The organism is Streptantibioticus ferralitis, assembly GCF_029223525.1.
Taxonomy (GTDB): domain Bacteria; phylum Actinomycetota; class Actinomycetes; order Streptomycetales; family Streptomycetaceae; genus Streptantibioticus_A; species Streptantibioticus_A ferralitis.
In genome coordinates this window covers 15,175-40,474 of the sequence record NZ_JARHTQ010000009.1, presented here as the reverse complement: position 1 = coordinate 40,474, position 25,300 = coordinate 15,175, and the positions used below count along the sequence as shown (strand labels likewise).

Sequence of the window (25,300 nt, the reverse complement as noted above, 5' to 3'; positions counted from 1 at the left end):
ACCCACGTAAAGGAGAGGAATGCGGTGGCAGGGTTCACCCTGACTGTGGCGATGCGCGCCGAGGTCCGCGACCTGATCGCGGGCACGCGCGAGGCATCGAACCAGATGGGCACCTTCGCCAACCGCACGGAGGCCGCGAGCCGCACCCTGGGCCAGCTCGACGCCAACGGTGCGCGCACCGCCGCTCAGTTCGCGGCGCTCGGCCGCAGCGCCCGCACAGCCGTCGCCGAGCTCAACCGGATCTCCGCCGGTGCGGGCGCGGTGCGCGCCGGGCTGCGCGCCGCAGGGGACGACGGAGAGCGGTCGGCCTCCCGCCTGAGTCGGGCACTGGCCGGGGCCGGCCGGTACGGCGCCTCCATGACCGGCCTGCTGGCGGGCGGCGCGCTGTTCCTCGGCGGCGAGGAGATGGTGCAGGAGGGCAACCGCTACCAGCAGCAAATGAACACCTTCCGCGCGGCGACAGGCGCCACCGCCGGGCAGATGAAGATCGCCTCCAGCGTCGCCCAAGAACTCGGCAACGACCTGAAGCTGCCAGGGGTGACCGCAGCCGACGCGGCCGAGGCTCTGGTGGACCTGGCGAAAGCCGGGTTCAACGCCGATCAGTCCATGGCCGCGGTCCGCGCCTCGGTCCAGCTGTCGGCGGCGACCAACGTCAACGCCGCCACCAGCGCCAAGATCCTCGGCGACACGATGGACCAGTTCGGCCTCGGTGCCGACCAGGCGTCCAAGGCGGCCGACACGCTCGCCGCGACCAGTACCAAGGCGTCCGGCAACATCACCGACATCTACTACGCGATGCGGTACGCCGGCCCGGTCGCGCACGGGCTCGGTGTCTCGCTGCAGGACACCGCAGCGGCGATCGGGATGCTGGGCAAATCCGGCATCCTCGGCTCGACTGCGGGAACGTCACTGCGCGGCATGTTCGCCGCACTCGCCGCCCCGACACCGCAGTCGGCCCGCGCGCTGAAAGAACTGGGCATCGACGCCTACGACGCCCAAGGTAAGTTCCTGGGGCTGCGCACGGTCATCGATGGGTTGTCGAAGGCCCAGCACAGCATGAGCGAGGGAGACTTCACCGGCGCGGTCACGAAGGCGTTCGGCCGCCCGGCACTGTCCGGCGCGGTCGCGCTGGCGCACCAGGGCGTGGAGTCGTTCGACGCGTTGACGACGGCGGTCAACCAGACCGGCACCGCCGCTACCCTGACTGCCGCACGTGGCCAGGGATTGACCGGCGCCGTCACCCAACTGCGCACCCAGGCCAAGCAGACCGGCCTGGCCCTGTACACCTCGATGGCACCGGGGCTCGAATACGTCACCCGCCTGCTGACGCGCGGCCTGTCGGGCGGCACACCATACCTGACAACCGCGCTGCGATACGGCCAGCAGCTGGCCCAGTTGTACGGGCCGGAGCTCAAGGCGAAGGTGAGCGCGGGACTGGGCGGACTGGTCGACGAGGCCAAGCAGCTGCTCGGGCCGCTCAAGGCGCTGGGTGAGAACACCCTTGCCGCAGGGTTGAACCTGCTGATCAACGCCGCCCGCACGCTCGGCACCGTCGTCCACAACCTGGAATCCGGTCTGGAGCCGATCGCCGCGTCGTTCGCGTCCATGGGCAAGGAGTCCGGTGGTGCGGCGAGTGAGCTGGACATCGTGGTCCTGGCGGTCAACGCCGCGCTGCGGGCGGTCGCCGGGCTGTCCACTGTCCTGGTGCCGATCGGGCACGTCGTCGGCGACCTGGTGCAGGGTTTTGCCGCCCTGCCGGCGCCGATCCAGTCCGCGGTCTTCGCTTTGCTGCTGTTCCGCCGCGCTCAGCCGGGGCTGACGAGCTTCGCCTCCACCATCACCGGTCCGGTACGGGGCGCGATCCAGGGGTTCAATCAGGAGATGCAGCTCCAGCGTTCCCTGGCCGCATCGTCCGGTGTGGAGCTCACCCGGTACGGGGCGGCGTGGGCCGCCGTCCAGGCACGGGTGGGCTTCTTGGGGAACATGACCGCCGCGTTCCGCAGCGCCGACGGCGCGGGCAGAACGTTCGTCGGCACGCTGGGCGGGGTGGGCCGCGCGGCCGGTTCCGGCCTGAAGTCGGCGATGTCCGGGCTGACCAGCGCGATGGGCGGCCCGTGGGGGGTGGCACTCGCTGGTGTCACGGTCGGGCTCGGGCTGCTCGCCGAGCACCAGCAAAAGGCCGCGCAGGCCGCGGCGGAGCACGAGCAGCGCATCTCCACGCTGACCAGTGCGTTGAAGGAGTCCGGCGGCGTCATCGACGCCAACGTGCGTGCCCAGGCGGCGCAGACGCTGATGGATACCAAGGTGCGCGACGGCAAGGACAAGCTCGTCCAGGTCATGGAGCAGGCCGGTGTGCCGATCCAGCGGCTCACGGACGCCTACCTCGGCCAGGGCACCAGTTTGGATGCGCTCCAAAAGCAGCTGAACGCCACCGCTGAGGCGAACGCCGTGTGGATCGCAACGCAGGGTGGCGCGGCGAAGTCATACAACGACACTGGCCTGAAGGCCGCCCAGGCTGCTGACGCGCTCGGCAGCGTCAAGGGCGAGATGGCGCAGTCGATGAAGAATGCCCGCGATCTCGCCGCAGCCGAACGCGGCGCGGGCGACGGAACCAGCGCCTACGACCGGCTCAAGGCGGCCGTAGGCGGGCTGGCCGACGAGACCGCCGACGCCGACCAGCGGACTCGCTCGCTCAAGCAGGCTCTCGATCTGCTCTCCGGCGGCCAGATCTCCCTCCAGGCCGCCCACGCCAAGGTCAACTCCGCGACGCTCGACCTGAAGGACAGCACCGCCAACGTCGACCGGTCGCAAGGCTACGGCGGCAGGCAGCTGGTCAACTCTGACAACACCCTCAACACCACGACGCGCAACGGCCAGCAGCTGTACACCCAGCTCACCTCCCTGTCCGACGCCGCCGCGGACGCATCGGTCGCCACCTACAGCTTGGCCAAGCAGAACGGTGAGGCGCTGCCGGCGGCGCTGGCGAAGGCACGGGACGAGATGAGCCAGGCCCGGGACGCGGCGATCAAGGCCGCCGAGGGGTACGGGTTGACCCGCGAGCAGGCGGAGAAGGTTGCCGACAGCCTCGGTCTGCTGCCCACGAAGGTCAGCCTGCTGCTCCAGACCAAGGGCATGGACAGCACTCTGGCGGATCTGCTGGCCGTGCAGGCCGAGTTCAGCAAGCTGCCGAACACCAAGATCATCAAGGTCGACAGCCTGTCGGATGGCGCGCAGCAAAAGCTGAAGGCCCTGGGCTTCACGGTCAAGACCGTGCCGGGAACCCGGCAGATCACCATCACCGCCCCTACCACTGAGGCCCGCAAGAGTCTGGATGGGCTGATCAACACCCTTGGCCAGACGCCGAGTTCAAAGCACGTGACCGTCTCCGCGCCGACCGCCGCCGCGATCAAGAGCCTCCAGGCCGTCCAGGCACAGATCCGGGCGACCCCGGGCGCGAAGACCGTCACCGTCGCGGCGCCGACCGCCGCCGCCATCAAAGAGCTGCGTGCCCTTGGGTTCCAGGTCACCCAGGTGCCTGGCTCCAAGGACGTCAAGATCACCGTCCCAACCGGCGGGCCGGGCCAGGCGATCAGCGCCATCCAGCAGCGCATCAACTCCTTGCAGGGCAAAGAGGTGACCGTCACGACGCACTACGTCACCATCCAAGACGTCATCCGCAACACCGCGCAGGACAACGCGAATGCCCTGGAGAAGCAGGCCGAGAACTTCGGAGCGCACGCCCAAGGCGGCGTAGTCGACTACTACGCCAACGGCGGCCTGAGCGACGAGAGGACGCAGCCGCCTGGTCGATCTGAGCACCACGTTGCCCAAATCGCCCCAGCTGGTGCGTGGCGGATCTGGGCCGAGCCCGAGACCGGCGGAGAGGCGTACGTGCCGCTCACCCCGTCGAAGCGGGAGCGCAGCAAGGCCGTGGTCGAAGACGTCGTCGGCCGCTTCGGCGGCGAGGTGACGTGGTTCGCCAACGGCGGCCGGACCGGCGGCGAGGTCGGGGCGGTGATGGCCAACTCCTTCAAACGCGCCACCAGCGTGGCGGCCATGGCCGACGTCGTGCGCCGCTTCGACATCCGCACCGGCCCCGACGACGACCGCACCCGCGTGGTCGATGCCCGCGCCGGCGGGCGCGTGCAGGTCGTGGTGGTCCGCGAGCAGCAGCCGCTGATCGGCACCATGCCGGTCACCGTCACCGACAGCTCCGCCACCCCCGAGCAGATCGGCAGCGAAATGATGCGCAACCTGCGCAACGCCCAACGCGGCGGGAGAATCCGATGAGCGCACCCACCCAGAAGCCCCGCATCGAACTCGCCCCCTGGCAGTTCGAATGCGGCGGCATCGTCCTCGGCCACGGCACCCCGATTCCCGTCGGCAACATCGAAGGGCTCGGCTCGCCGACCGTGCGTGCACAGGATGTGGACAACCCCGTCGGCGACGGCACCTTCCCCGGCCAGGACTTCTACGGTCCGCGCACCGTACGGATCGAGGCCGGAATCAAGACCCCCGGCGACCCGGCCAAGGCCGCAGACCTCCTCGCCCGCCTCCAGCGCGCGCTCGATGATCCGGCCGCCCGCACGGAGCCCGAGGGGCGGGCCGTGCTGCGCGGGCGCTGGCCCGGGCATGAGGTGCGGCGCCTGTACGGGCGGCTGCGCCGGATGGAGGCCACCAGCACCGCGACCGCGGTCCACGGCTGGATCCCGTTGGACATCGAGTTCGCCGCCCTCGACCCGCGCTGGCACGCGGACGAGGCGTCGCACCTTCAGCTCTCCCTCGACCAGGCCCCGGTCCGCCGCAGCGTGACTGCGCCGCTGGGCGCGCCAGCCCGCTGCGGCAGCGCAGACCCGGCCCAGCGGCCCGGCTGGATCACCAACCACGGGTACACCTCCGCCTGGCCGACGTTGCGCATCCACGGCCCCGTGGCCCGCCCGAGGATCTGGAACACCGTCACCGGCCGCGTGCTGGAGCTGACGACCACGCTGCGGGACGCGGAGTGGATCGAGATCCAGACCCGGCCCGGCACCTGCTGGGCGCTGCGCAACGGGACCGTCAACGCCGCAGGCGACCTGACCCCGTTCTCCCGGATCGACCTGTTCACCATCCCGCCGGGCCGATCGGAGATCGGCTGGAGCGGCGAGGACCCCACCCGCACGTGCCGACTCGAGGTGTCGTGGCGGTCGGCGTACACCGCTTTGTGAAAGGGAGCACCCGTTGACTCTTGTCCAGCCCCCGATGATGGTGCACGGCGGCGACCATCCGGCCCGCGCGATGCGTCTGATGATCCGTGACCTGGCGCGCGGCCGACAGGGCGTCGCCGAAGCAGGAGACCTGAAGGTGCGGCCCTTGGCGACCCCCGGGCCTGGGGTGCGGGTCGGCGACGGGTCGGCCATCGTCCACGGCGCACGCCCCTGGCAGGGCGCCTACACCCAGGCCAACATCGGCGACGCCATCGTCGAGGTGCTGCCGACCGGCCCGTACGCCCGCACCGACCTGCTGGTGCTGCGCATCGAGGACCCCGAGTTCGAAGGCGACCGCGACCCGCGCCACGAGGACGTCGGATACTTCCACCTCATCCAGGGCATCGACCCCCGGGACACCACGGCGGTCCGGGAGATGACCGCGATCCCGCTGGCCCGCATCACCATCCCCCGCAACACCGCCGCGATCACCGCGGAGATGATCAGCGACCTGCGGCGGCTGGCCAATCCCCGCGCCGAGCGCACGCTGCGCACCCTCCACCCGAAGCCTGGTGCGCTCGCCCCGGCCGAACACGGCCGCTGGACCGCCTGGCCGAAGGATGCGACCTGGACGGTGGAGATCCCCGCGTGGGCAACGAAGGCCGCCGTGGTGCTCACCGTCACCGGCCTGCGCATCGAGGGCGGCAGCGTCTACGTCGAGGTGCGCACCGTCCTGGGCGACCACAACGGTGCTCCCACGGTCATCGATGACGACCAGGGCACGAGCGCGCGCCGCACCACCGCTGTCCTCGCTGACAGCTTCGACGTCCCGGCCCACTACCGCGGTACCCGCCAGCAACTGACCGTGCAGATCAACCAGAACGACAAGTACGGCCACGGCAACGTCTCGGCGGCGGCTGGCACCGCGGTGGTGGCTGATGTCGAGTTCACCGAAAGCCCGATCTGATGCCGGACTACCGCTACATCGTCGCCCGCGCCGTCACCGGCGAGATCCTGCACTGGAACCTGCCGCTGTCGGATGTGGAGTTCGGCCCCGAATTGGGCGGCCCCGGATCGCTCAGCGCCACGCTGAACCCGACCTTCGGCCAGGCCATGGATGACCTGCTCGATCCGGGCAACACCGTCCTCTACGTCGAGCGGGACTCCGTGCTGCTGTGGGGCGGGGTCATCTGGCGGGCCGAACCGCAGGGGCCGAAGCTGCCCATCGAGGCGTCCGGGTTCACCAGCTACCTGCACCGCCGCTACGACCTGAACGGCAACCTCGGCGGGCGCGGCTCCTACATCGGCGCCGACCCCTGCCAGATCATCCGGGACGTGTGGACCTACGCCCAAACGCAGCCGGACGGCGATCTGAAGGTCACCGTGGACGACACCAAGTCCACGGCGAAGAAGGGCACGTCCAAGGACCCGTACGTCATCAACCGGTGGGACGCCCGCAACCTCGGCGACATCGTGGACGAAATGGCAGGGAGCGATGACGGCCTGGAGTGGAGCGAGACCGTCGCATGGCGCGACGGCCACGCCGAGCGCCGCATCGTCCTCGGCGCCCCGCGCCTGGGTCGGCGGCGCGAGGACCTGACGTTCACCACCGGCGCGAACGTCACCGGCGAGCCGCAAGTCGTGCTGGACGCCGACCAGTACGCGCAATGGGTGGTCGCCCTCGGCAGCGGTGAGGGAGCCAAGCGCAAGCTCGTCATCGACGGGATGCGCAACCGCCGTCTGCGCCTGGAACACCGGCTGGAGACGCAGGAGAAGGACGAGGCCAAGCTCAAACAGCGCGCCGAGCACGACCGGCAGGCCCGGCAAATCCTCCCGACACTGACCGAACTGGAAGTGTGCGACCACCCGGCCGCGCCGATCGCTGCCCTGCGGGTCGGCGACGACGTGCGCATCCGACTGCACGAGCCGCACACCACCTACGACCAGTGGAACCGGATCACCGGCTTCACGGTCCGCCCCGGGCAGGGCGAGACATCCGAGCGCGTCACCCTCAAGCTGGAGCGCACCCTCAAGCCCAGCGACGACGGCAAGGGCGACGGCAAGACCAACGAACCCACCCCGGAGGGATAGATGCCGGACACCATCGCCGACCTCGCCCGTCGCCTGGCCCGCTTGGAGCGGCGGGTCACCGCCCTGGAGCGCGCCCGCGACCAGCCCTACCCGCCGTGGCGCGACCTGCCGCTGACAGGCAAGACTTCGATCCCCGACGCCGCCCGGCCCCCGCAGATACGGGCCAACCCGTGGCACACGCTGGAGTTCAGCGGGCGCATCGGCCTGTCCGACGGCCGCGCCACCGACACCGCGGTCATCGCGCTGCTGCCCGACGGCTACCACCCCGCAGCACCGCGCACCCTGCCGGTGGCCTCCGACGCCCGCCGTCCGCTCCAGATCGACATCGCACCCAGCGGGCATGTGAGGCTGCGCGTGCAAGGCGGCGGAGGTGTGAAAGCCAGCTGGATCAGCCTCGATGGCGCCTCCTGCCGAGCCGAAGGCGACGAGGACGAGTAACCCCGGTCGCCGCCCGGCCTGCTGGATACCATGACGAGCGGGTGACCCTCCACCCGGTAGACACCACTCCCCGAGGGACCGACCGCGGCGACCCGCCCGGCCCGGCCGACTGCCGCACAGGCACAGGGGAGAAGGCGCAACCCACGTGGCAACACCACTGACCGCGGACCAGTTCCTCACCGTGCTCAAACACGCCGGTCTCGGCGTCGTCGAAGTGGGCAACTGGCGCACCCACAACAGGAATCACAAGGGCCCCTGGGGTCCGGTCCACGGCGTGGTCATCCACCACACCGGCTCCTACAGCTCCGAGGCCGACATGGTGGAGTTCTGCCGCGTCGGCTACGACGAACTTCCCGGCCCGCTGTGCCATGGCGTCATCGACCGCTCCGGCACCGTGCATCTGGTCGGCTACGGGCGCACCAACCACGCCGGCCTCGGCGACAGCGCCGTCCTCGACGCAGTGATCGCTGAGCGGAAGGTGCCCGTGGACCGGGTCGCCGACACCGACGGCAACAAGGTCTTCTACGGCTTCGAGTGCATTAACAACGGCGAGGGCCAGCCCTGGCCGAGCGCCCAGGTCGAGGCGATGGCCGAGGCCGCCGCGGCCATCTGCAAGGCCCATGGGTGGAACGAACGCTCGGTGATCGGCCACAAGGAGTGGCAGCCGGGCAAGCCGGACCCCGCCGGCATCGACATGGACGACTTCCGCGCCCGTGTCGCCGCATACATCAAGGGCGGCAGCAACCCGCCGGCGCCGAAGCCCGACCCCGACCCCAAGCCGAAGCCCGAGCCGAAACCGCAGCCGAAGACAGCCCCCTACCCGGGTAAGGACTTCTTCCACGACGGCCGTTCCTCGCCGGTGATCGAGGCCATGGCCAAGCGTCTGATCGCCGAGGGCTGCGACTCCTACGACACCCGCCCCGGCCCCGTCTGGAATGACGCCCACCGCCGTTCGTACGCCGTCTGGCAGATCAGATGCGGCTACCGCGGCGCGGACGCCGACGGCATCCCCGGCGAGCAGAGCTGGAACAAGCTGACCGTCCCCTACCAGGCCGACGCCGGCAGCACACCGGCTCCCAGCAAGCCCACCAAGGAGAAGCCCGACATGACGCCGCAGGCCCTCGCCGACATCGCTGAGCGCACCCTCGCCACCTACCTCCAGACCCTCCTGGGCCTGGTGATCGCCTCCGGTACCACCGACCTGCTGTCGCTGTCCGCCTGGCAGGCAGCCGCCGTCTCCGCGATACCCGCGGGCCTGTCCGTGCTGAAGTCCTCCCTGGGAACGGTCATCGGACGGCAGGGCACCGCCTCGTGGCTGCCGCTCAAGCGTGACCCGGCGACCCCGGCCCACTGACCCCCGGCCCGCGTGCAGGAAGAAGGAGGTGCACCATGCCGGAAGGCGAGGTGGCCCTTGCCCTGGCCGAGCTGCGCAGCGCCCTGGAAGTCGGCCTGGCCAGGATCGACGGGCAGCTGGCGCTGCTGGTCCAGCGCAGCGACCAGACCGACAAGGCCATCGAGGACCTGGAGCAGCGGGTGACGGCCCTGGAGAAGGGACGGTGGCCGCTGCCGACGATCGCCGTGCTCGCCAGCGTCACCGCAGTGGCACTGACCCTGTTCGGCATCGCACGCGGCTGACAGCCGACCGAGTAAGAGAAACGGCCCCCGCCTCGGCGGGGGCCGTTCGGGCCTCTTGGAAGACCGGCCCTCACGATAGCAGCGCCCTGTGGTCGCGCGCAGCGCCGGTGGGCACCGTTACCCTTCGGTCGGCACACCACGGGCAACACGATCGAAGAGGGACGGGGACATGGCGGGCGGCAAGCCGTACTTGGTCGGGCACCAGGAGTTCGCCGCTTTGTACGGGGTCGAGGCGCAGATGGTCTCGCAGTGGCTGGCGCCCAGCCGGGCCGTGCTGGACCCGGCCACGGCCATCGTCGTCTCCGGGGTGCGGTACTGGCCGCTGGGCTTCGCGTGCCGCTTCGGGCAGATGACTGCTCGCCCCAAGACGCTGCACCTGGAGGTGAAGGAACGGCTCATGGCCGAGCAGGGCGAGGGCTGGATGGCCTTCTCCCGCGAGGAGCTGCCGCCGATCGTCGGGCAACAGGAGATCATCGAGCTGTTCCGCCTGCCGAAGCAGGGCAATCTGGCGACGGCCATCGCCACGGGCCGCTTCCCGGAGTGCGACTGGCTGCTGTCGGGGTCGCGGCTGTGGCTGTTGGACAGCGTGATCGAGGCCGCGCCCGGTCTGCTGAACAGCGCCCGCAGTCTGCCGTGGGAGGTGGACGAGCAGGTCGCTGCCGCGCTGCGCGAGGGCCGCTACGACGGTCCAGGCTCGGTCGTCTTCACCCGTGGCCGCCACGCCCGAAAGCGCCAATGACCTGCGGAAACACTGTACATAGCCCTCGTGTGCGAATAAGATATACGTATATCCCTTCGGGGTAACCCACCCCCATTCGCACACAGGAGGTAGTTCATGCAGGTCCTGCTCACCCCCGGCGGCGACGCGGTCGCCGTCATGAAGTCGGCCGAACTCGTCCTGGCCGAAGCCGCGTTGATGCACTACGTGGCCGGACCCGGCCGGGACTCCAATCTCGCGGCCCGGATGATGGCCGAACTCGTCGGCGCCAACGAGGCGGCCGAGCGGCGAGCCGAGGAGGCCGCGACCGAGGCGGAGGGTGCCGCCTCGGCCTGATCTGCGTATGCGAAGTCCCCCTCGGCCAAAGCGGGGTTGATCGCCGGTCGCTCCCCCTGCAAGATAGGTGACAATCTTCGAGTAGTCACCAAGGGGGCGGGTGTGGCAACCATCCAGGACGAGATCCCGGGCCTGGTGATCCAGACCGTGCGGCATCCCGAGATCCGCACCGCGACCGCGACCATCCAGCAGCAGTTCGAGGAGTTCCACCGGCTCAACCCCTGGGTCCTCAAAGCCCTGGAGAGCCTGACCGCCGATTACCTCGCCCGCGGCGCTCGGCGCGTCGGCATCGGGATGCTCTTCGAGGTCCTGCGCTGGCGCTACACCACCGCCACCGAGGGGGACGAGTTCCGCCTCAACAACAACTTTCGCTCCCGGTACGTCCGCTTGATCGTCGAGCGCCACCCGCAGTGGCAGTCCGCGTTCGAGGTCCGATCCCTGCGTACCGACTAAAAAAACCGAACCTCTTGGGAGACCTATCCGTGAACGACCAACAACCCGACCAGACCACGCCTGTTGAGGGCACCGTCGTCGCGACGGCCCCGCGGCCCATACCGGCGAGCGCCATTGTCTTGCGCGCGGACCAAGAAGAGTTCGACCGCAGGCAGCTCAGCGCGCTCGCGCTGGTCAGCCCCGGTCTGGAGAACGCCCCGCGCGCCCAGTTGGCGATGTTCTTCCACTACTGCGTGCGCACCGGGCTCGACCCGTTCGCCCGGCAGATCTACATGATCGGCCGGAAGAACTGGAAGGCGGCCGACGACCCCGACGCCCCGGAGATGACCTGGACCATCCAGACCGGCATCGACGGGTTCCGCACCGTCGCGCACCGGGCCGCCGAACGCACCGGGGAGCGCATCAGCTACGAGGACACCGTCTACTACGACGCCGAGGGCGCGGCACACGAGGTCTGGCTCGCCCAAGGGCCGCCCGCCGCCGTCAAGGTCACCGTCCTGCGTGGGGAAAGCCGGTTCCCGATGATCGCCCGATGGGGCGAGTTCGCCCCCACGTACTGGGATGCGAAGAAGGGCCAGTACGTCGTTGCGAAGATGTGGCGGCAGATGCCCGCCCACATGCTCCGCAAGTGCGCCGAAGCCGGGTCGCTACGCATGGCCGCCCCGCAAGACCTGTCCGGGGTGTACGCGGATGAGGAAATGGAGCAGGCGGACGCCGAAGCCACCGCCGGCGTCGCAGAGGACGCCGCCCGCCGCCTGCGCGCCGCCGCTGGGCTGGAGACCGGCCAGCAGGCCAGCCCGAAGCCCGACGCCCAGCAGGAGGCGCCGGACGAGCCCACGCCAGCGGCGCGCAGCAGGAAGAAAGCGGCAGCCAAGGCCCCGGCGGCACCGCAGCAGGCCGAGGACGCTGCGAAGCCTGCCCGTAGGCGTGCCACCGGCAAGAAGACCGCCGCGGCCAAGCCGTCGTCAGCCGCATCGACCAACCAGGAGGAGGCGTGAGCGGCAGCGACACCGAGAGCATGATCCTCGCTGCGTGCGAGGAACAGCTCGCCCGGCGCACCGCCTGGGACGAACCCCCGGAGCTGCTGGTGGTGCTCCGCACGGGTGGCGCAGAGCCCAAGGCGGTACCGATCCCGGTATCGCTGGCCGTATGGGACGCGATGCCGACCGCGATGGTGGTCCTGGCGTGCGCCGAATCGTTCACTCAGTTCGGCCTGATCGCGGGGGACAGCCTGGTTGCGGTGGCCTTGCGCTACGAGGGGTTCGCCATTACCTCGGAGTCCAGCCCCCAGGCCGCCGAGGCGATCCGGCGCAAGAGGGCGGGCGGTTCGGTCCCGCCCAACGCCGAGATCCCCGGCCGCATCGAACAGCGCATCATCTCTGCCCGGGATGTGCACGGCCGCCACTACATCGCCTCGGCCGACCGGCGCAGCGACGGCGGCGCGACACCGGTCGTGAGCAAGGTGATCGGTGCCGCGCAGCAGATGACCGGCGCCATCCCCGACGCGCTGAACGCCTTGATCGCCGCGCTGCGTCCGCCCACGGCGCACCAGAGCGGCGCTTGCGCTGACCACCTGTAAGTCCGCCTCGGTGCCGCCTGGCTGGTTGAGGCCGGGCGGCACCCTGCTCTCTTGGAGACCTGATATGACCATCACGGCCGAGCGTCCCGTCAGCCTGTGGCCCGCAGCCCACGCGGCCGACGCGCGGCGCCCCCGTTCCCTGCAAACCAAGATCGGTGCCAGCGACACCGTCTGCGCTCGCCGCGCCGGATACCTCCTGCACGGGCGCACTCCCACCGACGTCGGCGACAAGCGCAAGGCGATCCTGGGCACCTGGCTGCACGCCGGGATCCTCGCCGCCGCGCGCGAGGAGTTCGGCTGGATCATCGAACGCCGCGTCGAGGACGCCACGATCCGCGGGCACATCGATGCCGTCCAGCTCGACGCCCGCACCGCGGCCCGCCTGCCCCGCAGGCTGCGCCCGAGCCTTCCGGCGTCCGAGACGACGGTGGAGGACGTGAAGACCAAGAGCACCTACCAGTGGGACAGCGTCCTGCGGCACGGCGCCAGCGAGGCCGAGCTGCGCCAAGTGCTGCTGTACGCGGACCTGCTGCGCACGCACGGGTTCGCCGACATCGACGGGCAGCGGCAGTTGGCCCGGCTGGGGCCGGTGCCGGTCGGCCGGATCCGCTTTAGGTTCATCAACCGCGACAACGGCGAGGACCACATCCAGGAGCTGGCCTACGCCGCCGAGCGGGCCAAACGGGCTCGCTGGTGGGTGGCTCAGGTACGCCAAGCCGCCGTGCCGGAGGAGCTGCCGCGCTCCTTCGAAGGGCCGGGGCTGTCGGCGATCTGCGACAACTGCCCGTTTAGGAGCACGTGTTGGGGCGGTGCGGTGGCCGGGCGCCGTCCGCAGAGCATCCTCATCCATGACGATGTCGAACGCGAGGCGGCGCTGGCGGAGTACGTGGAGGTCACCGAGCAGATCAAGCCGCTTAAGGAACGGCAGAAAGTGCTGCGGGCGATGCTGGACGGCTGCGAGCCGGGCGTGTACGGCGACAACGTGCTGTCGTGGAGCGGCGGCAACTCGACGAAGGTCGATGACCTGGACGCCATGGTCGCCCTGTTCAGGCACGCCGGCCTTCAGGTGCCGATGGCCCCGGACGCGGCTGCCATGAAGGCGCAGCTGAAGGCTGCGGGGATCCCGGTTCCCGTGCGCTACGACAGCGCCCGGCGCACTGCGGTGAGCATCAACGTCACCGCCCGCAAGAAGCCCTGATCCCCTGTCGGCGGGGCGGCGCGGTCCAGCGCGCCGCCCCGGCCCGGCATGCACTCGAACCGCGAAGAGGTGCGGAGTTGAGCATCCACTTGATGGTGGTGGCCGCCTATCTGCCCAAGGAGGTGATCAACAAGACGCAGAAGCTGGTGCTGATGAAGATCTGTGACTCCGCCGACGACCAGACCCGCCTGGGGCGGCCGGGACTTGAGCGGATGATGGCCTGGGCCGGGGTGGGGGAGAAGCAGGTCATCACGGTCGTCACGGAGCTGGTGGAACTCGGCTTGGTGGAGCGGTCGCAGACCGGCCAGATCGGGCGGCGTGCCGAGTACCGGGTCTTCCCCCAGGGCGTGCCGCCGGTGCCCACGACGGAGGAGCTGATCGAGCGGCGCCGTCTGGCGCAGCGGGCCCCGAAGAACCCCCGGCTGGCGCGCACAGAGGTTAGGCGCCGCAAGCCGTCGGCGCCGGCCCGCACCCAGCAGGACGTGGTCGCGCGGAAGGAGGAGCGTCCCTCTGACCGGAATGAGGAAAGTGGGTTCCCCCAGGGGAACCCGGCCGGCGGAGAGAAGAGGGTTTCCCCAGGGGAACCGAGTGGGTTCCCGCAGGGGAACCAAGAGGGTTCCCCCAGGGAAACCCCTTTTCTTCCTTCTCCTTCCTACAGCCTTCCTTACCCCCCTACCCCCACGGCTGCCGCCGCGGGGGAGCCGGACGCTGCCGCCGATCAACGAGGCTGCCCGCGGCACGAGAGACCGGTGGCGAACTGCCGGGGGTGCGGAACCAATCCGCGTGCCGGGCGCGAGCAGGCGCGGCGTGAGGCGGCGGCGGGCGAGCACCGCTCGCAGCAGGAGTGGCTACGGGAGTTCCTCGCCGAGCAACAGCGGCGCCGTGCGGAGGCCGACGACGGGGCCGTGGCAAAGGCCCGCGCGCAGGCACGGGCGGGCATACGCAAACGTCCCGGACCGGGCGCCAACTCTCCCTAGCCGCAGGCGCATCCGGGCTGATCACCATTGACGCCCCGAGGTATGCGAATAAAATATAAGTAGTCACTTCGAAAGTCCCCGACCTTCAACCTCTTGGGAGAATCCATGGAAACCCTGAATCGCGAGCCCACCGCCTACGTCGTGGTCGCCACAGTCGTCCACGGTCCGAAGGCTGACCCCATCCTCGGCAACGGGCTGTTCTGCTCGCTGGACTGCGCCGCCCACGAAGTGCGCGACCTGACCGTGGCGCTCGGCCTGCAAGAACGGGGCGCGACGTTCCTCGCCCGCCACGAGGGCCGCCCCGTCGGCGTCGCTGTCTCTGGCGGCGGACGGATGTGGACCGTACAGGTCCACGCCTACCACGAGCTGCCCATCGGCCTCTGAAACCCCACTCAGAGATAGGTGTCAATTCTCGACCGTGGGTGCCCTGGATGGGTGCCCACGGGCACAACCCTCTTGGAGACTGTCATGACCCTCGCGGCACTGCCCGACCACAACCGCCTGACCGACCCGCTGTGGCGCACGCTGTTCCACGGCTACCGCCACGTCATCACCCCCCTGCGCCACAACGGTTGGACCACCGACGTCGAGACTTGCGGCGGCGAGTACCACCTGCGCGCCGCCCTCAGCGACGGCACCGAGCTGATCATCGCCGCCTCGCAGGCGCTACCCGCCGATCCGGCCGAGGTGGACGGCTGGAGCGTGGTGCGCCAGAACGTCGACAACCCCGACGTGCACACCGCCGTGTACGACTCCACCCCCGGCGGCCCGCAGCGCCACCACGGCACCAGCCTGATCCCGCTGCTCGCGCGCATCGACGAACTGGACGCCCCCAAGACCGCAACGCGGCTGATCTTCTCCGCCACCCACACCCACCCCTCCGGCGCGAACGCCAACCAGACCGCGGGCATCGAAGCCCCCGGCACGGCCGTCGCCCGCTTCTTCGAGTGGTCGCACCGCCTGATCACCGTGGAGGGCTACCGCAAGGTCTGGGAGCGCCCGGAGACCGAGGGCTACCCGCTGGCGCTGTTCGAGCGCGACGGCCACATCACCACCTACCGCATCACGCCCTGGCATGACTGACCAGCGCCGCTTACGGCCGCTCCCCGCCGGGGGCGTGCGGCCGTGATCTGGCTGCTGATCGGCGGCGTCCTCGCCCTCGCAGCGTTCATCGCCCTCGGAGTCGAGGACAGCCGCCACCACCGCGCCCAGCGCGGAGACGACCAGTTCTGACCGACGGCCGCCCGGCCCACGCCGGGCCGGGCGGCCCCTGCTTCTTGGAGACCAGCACCCTTGCCCCGTGCCATATCCCTGCTCTGTGGAGCAGGCGGAGACGCAACCGGCCTGAAGGAAGCCGGATTCGATCCGGTTCTCGGTATCAACCACTGGCAGACCGCCATCGACACCTTCGAGCTCAACCACCCCACCGCCGCAGCGCGGTGCGCCGACATCCGCAACTATCCGATGCGCTGGCTGCCCAAGGCCGTCATCTTGTGGGCCTCGGTGATCTGCACGGAGATCAGCCCCGCCGGCGGCCGCAAGCGCCTGCCCGATCCGGCCCAGGAAGCCCTGTTCGAGGAAGAGGAGCAGTGGCGCCAGCTGCCGCCGGAAGCCTTCGAGCAGACCCGCGCCACCGCGTGGTGCGTGCTGCGCGCCATGGAGGCCAAGCGGTTTCCCTGCGTGGTGGTGGAGAACGTCACGGAGTTCGTCACCGACTGGATCTTGTTCCCTGAGTGGATCCGTGCCGCGAAGAAGCTGGGCTACCGCGTCCAGATCGTTTCGGTGTCCTCCGCGCACATCGGCTCGAAGGCCAACCCGTATGCGCCGCAGTGGCGGGACAGGATTTATGTGGTGTTCACGCTCGTCGGCGTGCGCCGCCCGGATCTCGCGCCGCGCCCGCTGGCGTACTGCTTCGAGTGCGGGCAGGACGTGCGCGCCAAGCAGAGCTGGCGCGATGCGAAGGTCCGCGTCGGCAAGTACCAGCAGCAGTACGACTACCGGTGCCCCCACAGCCAGTGCGGGCACGCGCTGGTCGAGCCCTACGTCCGCCCTGCGGCTGACGTCATCATGTGGGACGACATCGGGCAGCGCATCGGCGACCGGGCCCGACCGCTCGTGCCGAACACGATGGCGCGGATCGAGGCCGGTCTGGAGAAGTTCCCGTACCAGCCGAGCGTCATCACCGTTACCCACGGCAAGGACGGCACGGACCGCGCGTTCGCCCCGCACACCAGGCCGCTGCCCACCCGCACGGCCAAGCTCGGCGAAGCCCTCCTCGTCCCCGTCGGCGGCTCCTGGAACGACACCCCCGTGCCGGTCGACGTCCCACTGCGGACCCGTACGACACGCGAGAGCGAGGCCCTGGTCACCATCGACCCGGCCCCGTTCATCGTCGAGTTCCGCAACAACTGCGACGCCGCACCGGTGGACAACCCCCTCAGCACCCTGGCCGGAGCCCGCCATCACGGCCTGGTGGTGCCCGACGGCGTGGCCCGCGACCGGGCCCGCAACACGCTGGTCATCCCTTACCGCAAGGCCGCGCCCAAGACCGCGGCCGAGCCGCTGCACACCCTGTCCACCCGCGATTCGGCGGCCGTGCTCCGCACCGCCCCCGCCATCGAGGACTGCTACTTCCGCATGCTCCAGCCGCGCGAGCAGCTCTCAGCGCAGCGGTTCCCCGAGGACTACCAGGTCGCAGGCTCCAAGGCCGCCCAGACCATGCAGGCCGGCAACGCCGTGAGCGTCAACGTCGCCCGCTGGATCGGCGAACGCCTGGTGCCCGTCCTGGCCTGAACCCGCACACGAGGAAAGGAAACTGCACCATGACCCCGGACACCACCGACCAGGTGGCCCGCCTGGCCCAGCAGCGCGAAGACCTCGCCACCCAGCGGCGGCGGATCGAGCAGGCGTACGCCCTGGCCGTACTCGACCACATGGCCGCGACGGTGCGACAGATGTGCCCGGAAGCCGCGTACGTCACCTTCGCCTACTACGGCAAGACCCGAGCCCTGGACCTGCACGGCGCGCTCGGCGCCGCGGCCAGCCAGATCTCGCCCCTGCCATGGCTGTGGGACGCGTGCGACAGCGGTGGCGAGCACCCGCTGGACCACTACAGCGACAAGCTGGAAGTCGACCTGCAACAGGCCCTGGAGCCGTACGACTCCCCGGCCTGGGCGACCGTCAGCCGCAACGCGGCTGCGGAGGGCAACAGTTGGCTGCTGGAGCTGCCCCCGGCCGACCGCGCCGTGCACATCGCCGACCTGATCCGCCAGTACCACCCGGAGGCGACCGCCGTCGTCGTTGACCGGCGCAACGCGGGCGGACGGGTCATCGAGATCATCGAAGGCATCGCCGAGGACGGCACGGACCAGCGCACCACTCGGCGCCGGTGGTCGCGGGAGTGCGACGACACCATCGCCGCCCTGGTCGCCCAGATCTTCGCGCTCCCCACCCTGGCCGACAAGCACCTGGTCCCGGCCGGGAGCGCCTACCGCCACCCCTACGGCAGCAGCCCCAGTGACCTGGTGTGCCTGATGCCGCTGCCGAGCGCATAACCGCCGGGAGAGCAGCTGATGAGCGGCACCTGGTGGGTCAGCGACGCGCCGTGCGTCGGGGACTCGCGCTTCACCCCCAACGACACCTCCGCCGACGCGCTCAGGACGCCGATGACCCGGCAGCTCCTGAAGGTCTGCCAGGGCTGCCCCTACCGGTCGCAGTGCATCGACCTCGTCCTGCCTCGCACCTCGAAGTTCGACGGCATCTGCGGCGGTCGTCTATGGATCGACGGCACCGTGCGGGACGAGTGCGAGGCCGCGCACCCCGACGAACTCACCGAAGACGGCAGCTACATCCCCCACGGCACCGAGGCCGGTGCCCGTGCCCACAACCGGCGCGGAGAGCGGGCCTGTTCGCTGTGCCGGGAGGCCGGACGGCTGGCCCAGGCCCGCCGCCGCGAGATGAGGCGGCGGGTCTCCGACTGACCAAAGATAGGAGACAACTTTGCAACACGTAGAGATGATTGACGCGGCGCGATGGGACCCGCCTGACGACGGGCCGGACGAGCCGAGCACCGGCCTGAACCCCCTGCCCGCCGCGTGGCGGGCACCCGCACCGGCCCGCAGCCCGCAGCAACCGACCCAGAACCGGAAGGACACGCAATGAACAAGGCCCACCTCATCGAGGCGATCAAGGATCAGGTGGGCGGCCGGGCTGCCGCGGCCGAGGCGGTCGATGCCGTCTTCGACGCCATCGTGCGCGCCGTGGTCGCAGGACAGACCGTCTCGGTCACCGGCTTCGGCAGCATCCAGGCCCGCAACCGCGCCGCACGCATCGGCCGCAACCCGCAAGACGGCACCGCGGTGCACGTCCCCGCCACCCGCGTCCTGCGCTTCACGCCGGGCCGCAAGTTCAAGGACCTCGTTTCCGGCCGCGCCCCGCTTCCGCCCTCGGGCAACGCCATCCGCAAGGCCCCCAAGTCCCCCCGCCCGTAAGCCGACCTGGCTGGTGCCGCCCCACACGCGGGGCGGCACCATGCCGAAGGGAACCGCACCCCATGAACGATCTGGGAACCGAAGTCGAGGCCACCGCCACGTGGCTGGAGCAGCACGCCGCACCCGGAGCCGCCGCCCTGCTGCGCCGCGTCGCCCGCCAACGCGACCAGGCCCGCCGCGAACTGGCCGCCCACCGCGCCCCGGACCGCTACCGGCTGGCCTGGCGCTCGGCCCGCCGCCGCGCCCGCACCGAACACGCGAAGTTCACCAGCGTCAGCGAGCAGTTGGACGACTTCCACACTCAGTGGGGCGAGGACTGCCGCCGCTTCAACGAGCATTCCGCGGCCCTGACCCGCACCAACGCCCAGCTGCGCATTGACCTGGCCCAGTTCCAGGGGCACGCCGAACGGGCGGGCTGGATACCCGACCCCGCCCAGCGCCGCCTGTGGCGCTGGCGCGAGGGCTGGTGGGTGCTGGCCCACCGCAAGAAGAACCCCAAGGACGGCTACCACGACACCGGCTGGTACGTGTGGGGGCCCACCGAGAGCGGGCACCTCGGCGAATGGACCGGCCGCCTGAAGACCGAGGCGACCACCGAGGCCGACCGGCTGATCACCAAGTACCTCACCACCCGGGCGGTGACCTCGTGACCGCCCAACTCGAACTACTCTCCGCCCGCGACGCACTGGGCCCTGACCCGATACCCGACCTGGCCGCCGCCGACCGGATCATCGTCTCCAGCAGCGGCGGCAAAGATTCCCAGGTGGCGCTCGATGAGACGGTGCGCCTGGCCGACGCCGCCGGTGTACGCGACCGCATCGTGGTGCTCCACTGCGACCTTGGCGTCACCCCTCGCGGGCACACCATCGAGTGGCCCGGAACCCTCGACCTGGCCCGTGCCCAGGCCGAGCACTACGGGCTGTCGTTCGAGGTGCGCCGCTCGGCGAAGTGGGAGTCGCTGCTGCACCGTATACGAGCGCGCGGGCGCTTCCCGAATCTCTTCAACAGGTACTGCACGGCTGAGATGAAACGAAACGTCTCGCGGAAGTTCATCACTGAGCAGGTTGCCCAACTCGGCATCACCGGCCGCCCGGCGCGCGTGGTGCTGTGCCTGGGCCTGCGCGCGGCCGAGTCCCGCAACCGGGCTGCCAAGCCGCCCATCGAGCGCGACCCGGCCAGCAGCGGACGGCGCACCATCACCCTGTGGTACCCGGTGCTGCGCTGGAGCACCGAGGAGGTCTGGGAGCGCATCCACGCCACCGGTGTTCCGTACCACTGGGCTTACCGCGAAGGCATGTCCCGCCTTTCGTGCAGTCTGTGTCCCCTTGCGTCGGCGTCCGATCTGACGTGTGCCGCACGGCTTCGTCCGGAACTGGCCGCCGAATACGCCGAGACGGAGCGTGAGACGGGCAGCCCGTTCCGCCGCGACCTGACGATGGCCGAGATCATCGAGCGCGCTGGGGCGGCGGTATGACGGTGGTGCTGCAAAGTGCCCCGGTCACCCTGCCCAGCGTCCAGGGCGAGGGGGGATGGCAGCCGAAGGTCGTCGGCCTCGACCTGTCGCTGACCTCGACCGGCGTGGCGGGCACCACCTGGGCGAAGGCGCTGCGGCCCGGGCGGCGCCGGAGTCACGAGCGGATGGACTGGCTGTGCGGGCACATCCGCATGTGCGTTGAGGAAGCGGACCTGGTGGTGGTCGAGGGTGCGGCTTACGCCCAGGGCGGGCAGGCCGGGCACCACGAACTGGCCGGCCTGTGGTGGCTGGTGACACAGGACCTGTGGCGGCTGCGCATCCCGTACGCGGTGGCCAACCCGCATCACCGCACGATCTATGCCACCGGGCGGGCGAATCCGGCGCAGGAGTGGCCGCGCAAGGAACGGTCGAAGGTGGCCAAGGGCATGGTGCGCTCCGTCGCTGCGGAGCGGTACGGCGTCGAGTGCGACGGGCCGGGGCGTTACGACCAGGCGGACGCCACGGTGCTGGCGGCGATGGGGCTGGACTGGCTCGGCTACCCGACGGTGCCGGTGCCGGACACCCACCGGCGTGCGCTGGAAGCGGTGCAGTGGCCGGACCTCATTCCTGTCTCAGCGAATTAGGTATTGGGATTCCCGGAAATTAATCGGAATTCCGCACGGTAAAACTTGCTTCAGAGGTGAATGCGAATAGGATATAAGTAAGTAATTCGGGAAACGCTCGAATCGGAAAGGGGAAAAGGTTATGGAAATCGCGCGCAGCGGCGGCTGCGGCTGCGAGTGCAACAAACCCAGCGGCTTCTGCGGTGGCTGCGGCCACGCCGGATGCGGCGGCCGGCGCCGTTAGAACCGCCAGCCCACCAGAACCACCCCGCGCCCCCGGCACTGCCCGGGGGCGCACCCATACGCGCAAGCGAACAACTCTTGGAGACCACCACCATGACCCACACCCGCGGAGTCGAAATCCTCGCGGAACACATAGGCGTCGATGTCCAGCACGTCGCACGCGCCTTCCACTACGTCTCACGGACCCACACCGCGATCCGCGCCACCCACTACCGGCACCTGACCGACGACCAGTTCCGCCGCCTCATCGGCACCGACCGGTTCCCCGTCGTCATCGTCGCCAACATTGCCATGCGCTTCGCCGGCCGCCCCGAGGACGCCCAGCTCCTGATGGACATCTTCAAGGCCAGCGAAGACGCCACCGCCCACCGCCTCCACGTCCGCCGCGGCGTCGGCACGCTGCCCGAGTACCACGACCACCCGCACGTCCAGCAGGCCATCCGCATCCTGCAAGCCGCCGACCTGCCACCCATCGTCACCGACGGCACCCGCGAACTGCGCCCCGGCTTCCAGGTCATGCCCGGCTGCGACGACTTCCCCGGCTGGGTGTTCATCAACCCCGACCCAGCCTGCCAGGAGCGCACCGGCTTCGCCGGCGGCCGACTCGGCTACCTCGCCGTCCTGCGCTTCGCCGGATGGGGCGTCATCACCGAACCGGTCGCCGACGGCCTGTGGGCCGCCGTCCACCCCAACTACCGGAGCAACCCCTTCCCCTCCTGACCGCACCGCCGTCCCCACCGGCCCGCCCACCGCGAGCCGGGGACGGCCCGGACGAGAAAGAGCCACCGTGAAGATTCCGGTAGACGACGACACCCTCAGCGCCTGGTCCACGCTCCTCGGCCTCACCCCCGAGCAGACCACCGCCACCCTCGCGGACATCGAAACCACCCTGCGCACCGGCTACACCCACCGCCCGCCCGCGCTGCGCCACCTGTCCTTCGAGGCACTGATCAGCGACATCGACATCGACGAGTTCGCCCTGATGTTCCTGATCAGCGGCCTGCGCGAGTCCGGACACCACGACGCCGCGCGCTCGGTGGAGCTGCGCGCCATCGTCAACGCGCTCCACCCCCACCCCGAAAGCTGACGCCACCTCACCCACAGCACCACCCCGCCGCCCCGGCCGCGCCCCGCGCGCACCGGGGCGGCCCTGTACGCGCAGAAAGAACCCCCACCATGCCCGACGACACATTCCTGCCCCGCGCGGCCCAGAACACCGAGCGGCGCGCCCCGGCCTGGGCCAAGAAGAGCCCGCCCAAGTCGAAGGCCGCTGTACGAGCCTGCGCCAAGACCACCTGGCGCAAGGCTCTTGCCCCGCGTGACCCGCACGAGCACGCCCGCAAGATCGCCGAGAACGCCATCGACGCCTGGTACCAGAGCTACGGCGGCTCAAGCATCGACATACCCATCGGCACCATCGCCGCGCTCGCGCTCCTGCGCCAACCTGAGGAGATCGGCAACGGCCTCGCCGACTGGATCCTGAGCCGCCAGCCACACGAACTGCCCCAACTCTTCAAGGAGATCTACCTCGGCTACTGGATCAAGCGCCCCGACCTGATCAACCGCGCCCTGCGCCTGCACGACTGGGCCTGGAACCCCGACCCAGACCCGCAGCAGCTCCGCGCCGTCCAGGCCGTCACCCACCGCGCCCTCAACCAGGGCCTGTTGGACCTCACCGGCCACGACGACCCGGGCCAGCGCGCCGAAGCCGACGTCCTCAGCCCGCTCCTGACAGGTCTGCGCCACAAGAGCGACAAGAAGTGGCGCGGCGAGTACCACACGCCGGCGTGCGTCACCGACCTGATGGCCAACATGCTGGTCGACAAGGACTTCGCCCAGCCGGGCCTCGCGATCCGTGAACCCGCTGTCGGCTCGGGCACCATGTTCCGCTCCGTCGCCCAACGGCTTCGCGACCTCGGCCTCAACCCGCACGACTACCACTGGTACGGCAACGACATCGACTCGCTGTCCGCCGGGTGCGCCGCCGTCAACACGATCATCTGGGACCTCGGCCCCAACGCCTTCATCGGCTGCGCCGACTCCCTCGCCACCGAGGACAGCGGCTACGCCAAGACGCTCTCCGAAGCCAAGGACGCCTTCGAACAGCGCGACCGGTACGTGGACACCGCCACCGCCATCGTCACGTCCCGCCGCGCCTTCCGCCTCCTGGACGAGCTCACCTCCAGCAAGGAGACGGCCGCCGTATGACCGACGAGCAGGACCTCGCACGACCCCGCGCCACCCCAGCGCAACGCGCCCGACGGCCGTCCTTCGCTCAGCCCGAGCCCACCGGCGCCCAACACCCCATGAACGAGCTGGCCCCCGACCTCGAGGAGCCCTGGACCAAGGAGGACACCGACACCCCCGACCGCACCGCCACGTACACGCACCCCGAAGGCCACCGCATCGGGCTGCGCCTGATGCCCGGCGGCCTCATCGTCCAGACCTCGATCACCGCAGGCCCCGACCTGCCGCCGATCCCGGCCGGCACCGACGAGGAGAAGGCCGAGGCCCAGGCCGCCAACGACGCCCGCCTTCAGCCCAGCCGCTCCTGGAACGCCACCGTCGCCATCCGGCACACCGACGACCTTCCCGCAGCCATCGCTGCCGTGCTGCGCGAGCAGCTGATCCCTGCGCTCACTCGCAAGCCCAAGTGCGTCGCCACCGGGCCGAAGCCCCCGGCGAAGGCGGAACGCGAGCCCAAGGCCCCTTCGCAGAAAGCGCAGCGCACCACCAAGACGACTCGCACCACAACGAAGAAGGACACCGCGAAGTGAACAATCCGAAGAAGACCCTCAAGATCACCAGCTTGGCCAACGTCGCCGAGATCCTGCCGTTCCTCCTCGGCCACTACCCCGACGACAGCATGGTCCTCCACCTCACCGGCCCGAACTTCATCGAAGGCCCCACCATCACCGCCCCCCTCCCCGAAAACCCCGCCGACTGGAAGCAGGCCGCCGAGACCTTCGCCTGCCACTTCACCCACACCGTCCGCGCCCGCGGCCACAACCCCGACAGCGGCATCATCGTCTACCTCTGCCGCGAACCCCGCACAGGCGAGACCCCCGAGGACACCGCCGAACTCCTCCGACCCCTCGCCAACACGCTCGTTGACGCCCTCTACGAGCACCGCGGCGTCGTCCTGCAAACCCTCGGCCTCGTCGCCGACCGCTGGTGGGCATACAACTGCGATCTGCCCGGATGCTGCGAAGGCCAACCGCTGCCCGCGCTCGACGACCCCGACAGCGCCGCCGCGCAGCTCATCCAGCTCGGCTACTCACGCGGACCCCGCACCCGCGACACCGTCAACGAGTTCCAGCCCGCCACCAGCCGCGACTTCCTCACCGTCCTCGGCGATGCCGCCTACAACTTCAACAAGCAGTGCGCCACACAGCTCGGGCAAGACGCCGCGCTCTCCACCACCCAGGTCCACATCGAGACCGCCATGCGCCTGTTTCGACAAGGAGCAACGGAACTCGACCGCGCCCTGACCGCACGGCTCATCGTCGGCCTCCAAGACGACGGCGCCGTGGAAGAAGGCATGGCCTTCGCCGAAGACGACGACCTACCCCACGCCCGACGCCTGTGGTCCTACCTCGCCCGCCACTGCACCACCCCATACACCTACGAGGCCGTGCCCATCCTCACGCTCCTCGCGTTCGTCGCCTGGCGCCAAGACGACCTGATCACCGCCCACCTCGCCCTGCGCCAAGCCCTCACCACCGACGCGGACTACGAACTCGCCGTCGGCATCCACCTCGGAATCCTCGACGGCGACGACCCGCGAGACCTCCTCGACCTCGCCCAGCAGGCCCGAGCCGAACGGATAGCCCGCCCCGAGGGCCCCAACACCCGCAACCACTGACCACCAGGTGGCCCC

At 70.1% G+C, this 25,300-nt stretch carries 27 protein-coding genes and 1 pseudogene; all 28 read left to right on the top strand.

Annotation, left to right across the window (positions count from 1 at the left end; all coding sequences use genetic code 11):
- Positions 1-24: 24 nt before the first annotated feature.
- The 28 genes and pseudogenes from P2L57_RS15995 (at position 25) to P2L57_RS15860 (ending at position 25,285) form a co-directional block, all read left to right on the top strand.
- On the top strand, positions 25-4,290 hold the full coding sequence (locus P2L57_RS15995; protein ID WP_275814779.1) for a phage tail tape measure protein: 4,266 nt from the start codon (positions 25-27) through the stop codon (positions 4,288-4,290).
- Positions 4,287-5,207 carry a phage tail family protein gene (locus P2L57_RS15990; protein ID WP_275814776.1) on the top strand — a complete coding sequence of 307 codons (921 nt, stop codon included), beginning with the start codon at positions 4,287-4,289 and terminating at the stop codon, positions 5,205-5,207. Before P2L57_RS15995 ends, P2L57_RS15990 begins: the two co-directional genes overlap by 4 nt.
- 13 nt (positions 5,208-5,220) lie before the next feature.
- Positions 5,221-6,153 (top strand): hypothetical protein, encoded by a 933-nt coding sequence (locus P2L57_RS15985; RefSeq protein WP_275814774.1) that lies wholly within the window; start codon positions 5,221-5,223, stop codon positions 6,151-6,153.
- Positions 6,153-7,277, top strand: coding sequence for a hypothetical protein (locus tag P2L57_RS15980; protein ID WP_275814771.1), 1,125 nt, complete (start codon positions 6,153-6,155; stop codon positions 7,275-7,277). The genes P2L57_RS15985 and P2L57_RS15980 overlap by 1 nt, the downstream gene beginning before the upstream one ends.
- Positions 7,278-7,715 (top strand): hypothetical protein, encoded by a 438-nt coding sequence (locus P2L57_RS15975; RefSeq protein ID WP_275814769.1) that lies wholly within the window; start codon positions 7,278-7,280, stop codon positions 7,713-7,715.
- Positions 7,716-7,860: 145 nt separating this feature from the next.
- Complete coding sequence (locus P2L57_RS15970; RefSeq protein ID WP_308292477.1) at positions 7,861-9,069, top strand: peptidoglycan-binding protein; 1,209 nt, start codon at positions 7,861-7,863, stop codon at positions 9,067-9,069.
- 35 nt (positions 9,070-9,104) lie between these two features.
- A complete protein-coding gene (locus P2L57_RS15965; RefSeq protein WP_275814766.1) occupies positions 9,105-9,350 on the top strand; it encodes a hypothetical protein in 246 nt (81 codons plus the stop codon).
- 169 nt (positions 9,351-9,519) lie between these two features.
- Positions 9,520-10,089 carry a hypothetical protein gene (locus P2L57_RS15960; RefSeq protein WP_275814763.1) on the top strand — a complete coding sequence of 190 codons (570 nt, stop codon included), beginning with the start codon at positions 9,520-9,522 and terminating at the stop codon, positions 10,087-10,089.
- A gap of 96 nt (positions 10,090-10,185) precedes the next feature.
- Positions 10,186-10,404 carry a hypothetical protein gene (locus tag P2L57_RS15955; RefSeq protein WP_275814760.1) on the top strand — a complete coding sequence of 73 codons (219 nt, stop codon included), beginning with the start codon at positions 10,186-10,188 and terminating at the stop codon, positions 10,402-10,404.
- Between the two features lie 102 nt (positions 10,405-10,506).
- Positions 10,507-10,857, top strand: coding sequence for a hypothetical protein (locus tag P2L57_RS15950; RefSeq protein ID WP_275814757.1), 351 nt, complete (start codon positions 10,507-10,509; stop codon positions 10,855-10,857).
- Positions 10,858-10,886: 29 nt separating this feature from the next.
- A complete protein-coding gene (bet, locus tag P2L57_RS15945) occupies positions 10,887-11,855 on the top strand; it encodes a phage recombination protein Bet (RefSeq protein ID WP_275814754.1) in 969 nt (322 codons plus the stop codon).
- Positions 11,852-12,436, top strand: coding sequence for a hypothetical protein (locus P2L57_RS15940; protein ID WP_275814751.1), 585 nt, complete (start codon positions 11,852-11,854; stop codon positions 12,434-12,436). Before bet ends, P2L57_RS15940 begins: the two co-directional genes overlap by 4 nt.
- A 64-nt stretch (positions 12,437-12,500) precedes the next feature.
- On the top strand, positions 12,501-13,634 hold the full coding sequence (locus P2L57_RS15935; RefSeq protein WP_275814748.1) for a PD-(D/E)XK nuclease family protein: 1,134 nt from the start codon (positions 12,501-12,503) through the stop codon (positions 13,632-13,634).
- A gap of 77 nt (positions 13,635-13,711) precedes the next feature.
- The gene (locus tag P2L57_RS15930; RefSeq protein ID WP_275814745.1) at positions 13,712-14,611 is read left to right on the top strand and encodes a helix-turn-helix domain-containing protein; all 900 of its coding nucleotides are present in this window, start codon (positions 13,712-13,714) and stop codon (positions 14,609-14,611) included.
- 105 nt (positions 14,612-14,716) lie between these two features.
- Complete coding sequence (locus P2L57_RS15925; protein ID WP_275814742.1) at positions 14,717-14,995, top strand: hypothetical protein; 279 nt, start codon at positions 14,717-14,719, stop codon at positions 14,993-14,995.
- A gap of 84 nt (positions 14,996-15,079) precedes the next feature.
- Positions 15,080-15,694, top strand: coding sequence for a hypothetical protein (locus P2L57_RS15920; protein WP_275814739.1), 615 nt, complete (start codon positions 15,080-15,082; stop codon positions 15,692-15,694).
- 210 nt (positions 15,695-15,904) lie between these two features.
- Entirely contained in the window at positions 15,905-17,404 is a 1,500-nt protein-coding gene (locus P2L57_RS15915) for a DNA cytosine methyltransferase (protein ID WP_275814737.1), read from the top strand.
- A gap of 29 nt (positions 17,405-17,433) precedes the next feature.
- Positions 17,434-18,165 carry a hypothetical protein gene (locus P2L57_RS15910; RefSeq protein WP_275814735.1) on the top strand — a complete coding sequence of 244 codons (732 nt, stop codon included), beginning with the start codon at positions 17,434-17,436 and terminating at the stop codon, positions 18,163-18,165.
- An 18-nt stretch (positions 18,166-18,183) separates the two neighbouring features.
- Positions 18,184-18,591 carry a hypothetical protein gene (locus P2L57_RS15905; protein ID WP_275814732.1) on the top strand — a complete coding sequence of 136 codons (408 nt, stop codon included), beginning with the start codon at positions 18,184-18,186 and terminating at the stop codon, positions 18,589-18,591.
- Between the two features lie 177 nt (positions 18,592-18,768).
- Positions 18,769-19,086 (top strand): annotated as a pseudogene (locus P2L57_RS15900) (HU family DNA-binding protein); the annotation flags it as partial.
- 77 nt (positions 19,087-19,163) lie between these two features.
- Positions 19,164-19,751, top strand: a complete 588-nt coding sequence (locus P2L57_RS15895) for a hypothetical protein (protein WP_275814729.1) — start codon at positions 19,164-19,166, stop codon at positions 19,749-19,751.
- Positions 19,748-20,575, top strand: a complete 828-nt coding sequence (locus tag P2L57_RS15890) for a phosphoadenosine phosphosulfate reductase family protein (RefSeq protein ID WP_275814726.1) — start codon at positions 19,748-19,750, stop codon at positions 20,573-20,575. Before P2L57_RS15895 ends, P2L57_RS15890 begins: the two co-directional genes overlap by 4 nt.
- Positions 20,572-21,198 (top strand): hypothetical protein, encoded by a 627-nt coding sequence (locus P2L57_RS15885; RefSeq protein ID WP_275814723.1) that lies wholly within the window; start codon positions 20,572-20,574, stop codon positions 21,196-21,198. The genes P2L57_RS15890 and P2L57_RS15885 overlap by 4 nt, the downstream gene beginning before the upstream one ends.
- A gap of 315 nt (positions 21,199-21,513) precedes the next feature.
- The gene (locus tag P2L57_RS15880) at positions 21,514-22,140 is read left to right on the top strand and encodes a hypothetical protein (protein WP_275814720.1); all 627 of its coding nucleotides are present in this window, start codon (positions 21,514-21,516) and stop codon (positions 22,138-22,140) included.
- Positions 22,141-22,207: 67 nt separating this feature from the next.
- Positions 22,208-22,507 (top strand): hypothetical protein, encoded by a 300-nt coding sequence (locus tag P2L57_RS15875; protein WP_275814716.1) that lies wholly within the window; start codon positions 22,208-22,210, stop codon positions 22,505-22,507.
- 89 nt (positions 22,508-22,596) lie between these two features.
- Positions 22,597-23,628 carry an N-6 DNA methylase gene (locus P2L57_RS15870; protein ID WP_275814713.1) on the top strand — a complete coding sequence of 344 codons (1,032 nt, stop codon included), beginning with the start codon at positions 22,597-22,599 and terminating at the stop codon, positions 23,626-23,628.
- Positions 23,625-24,197, top strand: a complete 573-nt coding sequence (locus P2L57_RS15865) for a hypothetical protein (protein WP_275814710.1) — start codon at positions 23,625-23,627, stop codon at positions 24,195-24,197. The genes P2L57_RS15870 and P2L57_RS15865 overlap by 4 nt, the downstream gene beginning before the upstream one ends.
- Entirely contained in the window at positions 24,194-25,285 is a 1,092-nt protein-coding gene (locus tag P2L57_RS15860; RefSeq protein WP_275814707.1) for a DUF4192 domain-containing protein, read from the top strand. The genes P2L57_RS15865 and P2L57_RS15860 overlap by 4 nt, the downstream gene beginning before the upstream one ends.
- Positions 25,286-25,300 lie beyond the last annotated feature (15 nt).